A 4,168-nucleotide genomic window follows, 5' to 3' on the forward strand; every position below is an offset into this window, starting at 1 on the left:
GGCGGCCGGCATCAAGCGATCGAGCACGGCCCGCCATTCGGTGCCCGCCACCGGGCTGAGCACCAGCTCGAGCGCGTCGCCCCCGTTGCGCGCCGCCGGGGCCGCTGCGCGGTTGCTGCCGGAGATGCGCCGGGCCAGCTCGACCAGGAGCTGGTCGCCCGCATCGTGCCCGAACCGGTCGTTCACGGCCTTGAATCCATCCAGGTCGGCAAAGCACACCGCGACCTCGTGGCCGGCGCGCTGCGCCGCCGCCAGGGCCTGGTGCAGGCGGTCCAGCAGCAGCAGGCGGTTGGGCAGCTGCGTGAGCGCATCGTGGAAGGCCACATGGGTGATCTGCGCATGCGCGCGCTTGGCCGCGGAGATGTCCACCGCCATCCAGAAGGTCTCGCTGTCCGACAGGCGCACGCCGCTCAGGTCCACCCAGATGGCTTCTCCGCTGCTGTGCTGCAGGCGAACGTCGGTGCGGTAGTTCTGCCCCTGGCGCAGCCGCAGCGCGGCAGCCTCCTCCACGTGGCGGTAGTCTTCGCCACGGGCATACAGGGTCTGCACCTCGGCGCCCTCAAGCTCGTCGGGCCCTCGGCCCAGCATGCGCTCCATGGCGGCGTTCTTCCAGGTGATGGTGCGGCCGCTGAGCTTGACCATGCCCACCAGGTCGCTGTTGAGCATGGCCGACTGTTCGTGCAGCAGGGCCTGCACCTGGCGCAGCGCCTCGTGCTGCGCCGTCACATCGACCGCCACGGTGCGGCTCATCAGGAAGTCGCCCTGCCCGTCCTGTCCATCGCGCACGGCCGTGGAGTTGATGCGCACGAAGCGGCGCGCGGCGCCCGGCGGCGCCAGCTCGACCTCGATCTCGGGCGCCCGCTCCTGCAGGGTAAGCATGAGAAAGTGGTCATGGAAGCGCTGGCGGTGCTCTCCGTGCAGCAGCTCGCCAAAGCGGGTATGGGAATCCAGGGGCGTGCTGCCCAGCCATTGCTGCAGGGTGGCATTGATGTGAACGACACAGCCATCGGCATCGAGCGAGAAATACCCGCAGGGTGCATGGTCGTAGAGGTCGCGCATGCGCGCGGCGGACTCTTCGACACGCTGCAAGAGGCGCTTCCTGTCGGTGATGTCCCGGGCGGAGCCGAAGATCAGCAACCGCCCGTCGATGTCCACCGCATGCCAGTGCAGATCGACGTCGATGACCTCGCCGTCCGCCCGCCGGTGCTGAACCTCGACACGCTGCCGATCACCATCACGCACTTTGGCCAGCCAGCCGCGGATGGCTGTTTCGTTCTGGTTGGCATCCCAGCTGGACACATGCCGGCCCTGCAGCACCTCCCGGGAGGATCGGTGCATCTGCGCGAAAGATTCACTCATTTCGACCAGGTGGCCCTGCCGGTCGATGATGTGGATGCCATCGCCGGCCACGCGCAACAGGATCTGCGTGCGCCGGCTCTGCGCCTCCAGGGCGCGCAGGGTGCCCAGTTCGCGCTGCCCCAGCCGGTAGACCACGATGGCGGCAGCGCAGCTGAGCAGCCACATGAGCCCCGCCATCAGCGACAGGGTGCGAGCCTCCTGCGCCAGGGGCTGGAAGAAATGCTGGTTGTTGAGCCCTGCAAAGACGATGAACGGCCAGCCCTGCACTTCACGGTAGGCGACGGTCCGCTCCACTCCATCGGTCGCGGAAGCGGCCGTGTAGACACCGGATGAAGGCTTGTTCGCCAGGGTAGCCCGCAGCTCGTCGGAGACCTGGGTCGATCCGATCTCGACGTGGACCTCGTTCCCGGGCGACATCCATGCCACGAAACGCAGATCCCGCGTCCTGAGCGTGATGGCGTCGCGCTCACCCAGCTCGTAGCCGTGGAACATCTGTGCAAAGTGGTCCACCCGGATGGTCGCGTACAGGACCCCTGCGAACTGACCATTCACGCGCAAGGGGCGTGCGATGACGATCACCCAGTTGCCCGAGATCTGCGACACCACGGGCCGGGAGACGATGGGATCGCCCGAAGTGGCCTGCCGGGCCTGCTGGAAGAAGGCTCGGTGCGAGATGTCGGCCACCGGCGCCCCGGCCTCCAGGTTGCCCCACCGCACCGCACCCTTCTCATCCGCCAGGCGAAAGCCCTCGGCGCCCACGAGCAGGATGCGCCGGTCATCGAGCAGGCGCTGGATGTCGTCGTCTGCCATCCGCGAGCCATACCCACTGCGCAGGAGGTCGTCCAGCGTCATCCTGAGCACCGCATCGATCAGGCCCAGTTCAGAGCCCACATTGGCAACGGTGATCACCACCAGGCTTTCCGCCGTGGTGCGGGCGCGCTCCTCGTGGTTCTGCCGCGAAGAAGACAGCACCCACAGCACCAGAGCCCCGAGCAGCAAGGCCAGCAGCAGGTTGGCCACGATCAGCAGCGCGCGCAGCCTGCGGCCGGGAGGCTCGGCGCTCACGGATGCGGGTGGGGAAATCTCGGCCATGGCCCATGCTAGCGCAAGCCAGGGCCCCGAAATACCGGGCCTTCCCCTGCCCTCACCGGCCTGCTGCTGCACGAGGGCGCAAGCGCCTTTGATGCACATCAAGGGGCCCGGTAGCCACCGGTGGTCCACTCACCTCCATGCCCGGCCTCTGCACCGGGCGCGGAAACGCTTTTTTTTACCGATGGAGAAAACAAAGATGATGACCAGGAACACCGCCGCCCTGCTGCACACCCCCCTGCTCGCCGGCCCGGCATTCGCCGCCACCTGCGACGTGGAGATCGAGGGCAACGACGCCATGCAGTTCAACAAGCAGAGCATCGCCGTGCCCGCCAGCTGCAAGCAGTTCACGGTGAAGCTCAAGCATGTGGGCAAGCTGCCCAAGACGGCCATGGGCCACAACTGGGTGCTGACCAAGGCGGCCGACGCCCAGGCCACGGCCACGGACGGGATTGGCGCAGGCGCGGACAAGGCCTATGTCAAGGCCGGCGACACCCGTGTGATCGCGCACACCAAACTCATCGGCGGCGGCGAAAGCGATGCCGTGGCCTTCGACGTTGCCAAGCTCAAGGCCGGCGAGGCCTATGCCTGGTTCTGCTCCTTCCCCGGGCATTCCAGCCTGATGAAGGGCACGTTGACCCTTGCCAAGTAAAAGGACGCCCGGCGGCTGGGCGACACGTCAGAATCGGGGGCTGGGAACACGAAGGAAGGCCCCCGACCCATGAGCATCGTTGTCTACTGGCTGGAAGCGCCCGGCATGCCTGCCATGCAGGCCTTTGAGGGTGGCCAGCTGGTCCCCGCACTGCAGTTGTGCGAGGAAAAGCGCAAGGCCGGAAAGCGCCACGTGAGCCTGTCCACCGAACTCGCGGACAGCGTGGGGCGCGCCGGTGTGAGCACCGTCGACGCCAGGCTGCTGCCGGACGGCACTCCGTACGACTGGAGCAAATCCCACCGGGGCGCAGGGCCCCAGAAATGACGCTGCCGCAGCACCCGGCCCACCCGGGGGAAGGCATGCCTGCGGTGCCCCGCCCCGCCCTGCTTGCGCAGGTGCTGCGCACGGCGCCCCGCCGCTATCGCCTGCCCGGTCAGCCGGATGCGGGGACGCAGGCCGGCCCAGCCGCCGCCATGGCCCTGGCCATCGAACGCGCGCGCCAGGCCCTGGCAGAGGCACGGCAGCCCGATGCCGCCACGCGGCAGTCGTTCCTCGATGCCCTGGCCCGCCTGATCCGGGAGGCGATGCGCACGGACGAGGGGGACGCAGCCTACCAGGCCCTGCTGCTCGCAGGCCGGGTGCCGCAGGTGCAAGAGTACATCGATCTGCAGAACCATGCCGAGCAGGACCGCCGGCAACTGCGCGCGGGCGCCAATGCCGTGGCACACCCGGCCAGGCGCCAGCACCTGGGCCCCGGCGCGCTGCGCGAGGCCCTGGAGCGCCTGCACGCCCAGGCGGATTCGGCGCAGTGGGCTGCGCTCGGCGATACGACGCAGGCCGTGCAGGCCACGGCAACGTCTGCCGGAAATGCGGCACTGCAGCGCGGCCTGTCCCGGCTGCTGGACGGGCCTGCACTGGCCCGTCTGCAGCGCTCCACGGCGCTGGAAGAAGACCCGCAGGTGCAGGCCTACCAGCGCCTGCGCGACCGGCAGGGCCCCCGCCCGGGCACGGCCGAGGCCGCCGCCTATGGCGACACGGCGCAACAGCGCGGTGCGGCCATGGAGGCAC

3 protein-coding genes and 1 pseudogene are annotated in these 4,168 nt (G+C 68.9%); 3 read left to right on the forward strand and 1 reads right to left on the reverse strand.

Annotated features, from left to right (window positions below; all coding sequences use genetic code 11):
* Nucleotides 1-2,451: PAS domain S-box protein (locus ACK59X_RS03055; RefSeq protein ID WP_409955074.1), on the reverse strand; the 2,451-nt coding region annotated here is incomplete at its 3' end.
* A 199-nt stretch (nucleotides 2,452-2,650) separates the two neighbouring features.
* Between ACK59X_RS03055 and azu the strand changes: the two genes are divergently transcribed.
* The 3 genes and pseudogenes from azu to ACK59X_RS03070 all read left to right on the forward strand — a co-directional run.
* Entirely contained in the window at nucleotides 2,651-3,100 is a 450-nt protein-coding gene (azu, locus tag ACK59X_RS03060; protein WP_409955077.1) for an azurin, read from the forward strand.
* A 69-nt stretch (nucleotides 3,101-3,169) separates the two neighbouring features.
* Nucleotides 3,170-3,424, forward strand: a complete 255-nt coding sequence (locus tag ACK59X_RS03065) for a hypothetical protein (RefSeq protein ID WP_409955079.1) — start codon at nucleotides 3,170-3,172, stop codon at nucleotides 3,422-3,424.
* Nucleotides 3,421-4,168, forward strand: a pseudogene (locus ACK59X_RS03070) (3-deoxy-D-arabino-heptulosonate 7-phosphate synthase); the annotation flags it as partial. The gene ACK59X_RS03065 and the pseudogene ACK59X_RS03070, both read left to right, overlap by 4 nt.

The organism is Acidovorax sp. (assembly GCF_046339755.1).
Taxonomy (GTDB): domain Bacteria; phylum Pseudomonadota; class Gammaproteobacteria; order Burkholderiales; family Burkholderiaceae_C; genus Acidovorax.

Excerpts from the sequence above, each read along its gene's own strand:
- ACK59X_RS03065 (WP_409955079.1), top strand. The coding sequence starts at position 3,170 with ATGAGCATCGTTGTCTACTGGCTGGAAGCGCCCGGCATGCCTGCCATG.
- azu (WP_409955077.1), top strand. The coding sequence starts at position 2,651 with ATGACCAGGAACACCGCCGCCCTGCTGCACACCCCCCTGCTCGCCGGC.